Source organism: Pedobacter sp. 01N416, assembly GCF_056399685.1.
Genome location: NZ_JBFTRT010001025.1, coordinates 1 through 616, shown reverse-complemented (window position 1 = coordinate 616; position 616 = coordinate 1). Strand labels below are relative to the sequence as shown.

The following is a 616-nucleotide window of genomic DNA, read 5'->3' as shown; positions in this document are numbered from 1 at the left end:
GAACAATGCCATTAGGGGTAACCACCTGTACGAAGGAGATTTTTGAAGCATTCTTAAGTGACGATAAATTAAAAACACTTTACCACGGACACTCTTTTACAGCGAATCCTATTGCCTGTGTAGCTTCTTTAGCGAGTTTAGATATTCTGTTAAAAAGCGAAACACTTCAGAATATTAAGCGTGTAGAAGCCAAACATGCTGTTTTTCTTGAAGAAATTAAAGCACATCCTAAAGTTAAAGCAATTAGGCAAACGGGAACAATTATTGCAATAGAGTGGGAGACTGGCAATGAAACCTCTTATTTAAGTAATCTGCGTAATTTATTGTATGCGTACTTTTTAGATAAGGGAATTATATTGAGGCCATTGGGCAATATTATCTATATCCTCCCACCGTATGTAATCAGCGATGAAGATCTCGATTATATTTATGCAGGCATAAAATCGGCTTTAGAAGAGGTATAGGTGCTTTTAGGTCGTAGCTAGTTGCTACGACCAGTATTTGTTTTTTAGAATGGTCGTCATTCCCACGCAGGTGGGAATCTTAAAGCAACTTACAAATCAAGCTAAAGCATTAAGATTATCTTCGATGAGCACTTCGTGGTTCCCAATCAAGT

The 616-nt window shown here is 37.3% G+C and carries 1 protein-coding gene; it reads left to right on the top strand.

The window, feature by feature from the left end; genetic code table 11:
- The coding region (locus AC1DND_RS29040) for an aminotransferase class III-fold pyridoxal phosphate-dependent enzyme (RefSeq protein WP_477586464.1) at positions 1-464 on the top strand (464 nt) is incomplete at its 5' end.
- Positions 465-616 lie beyond the last annotated feature (152 nt).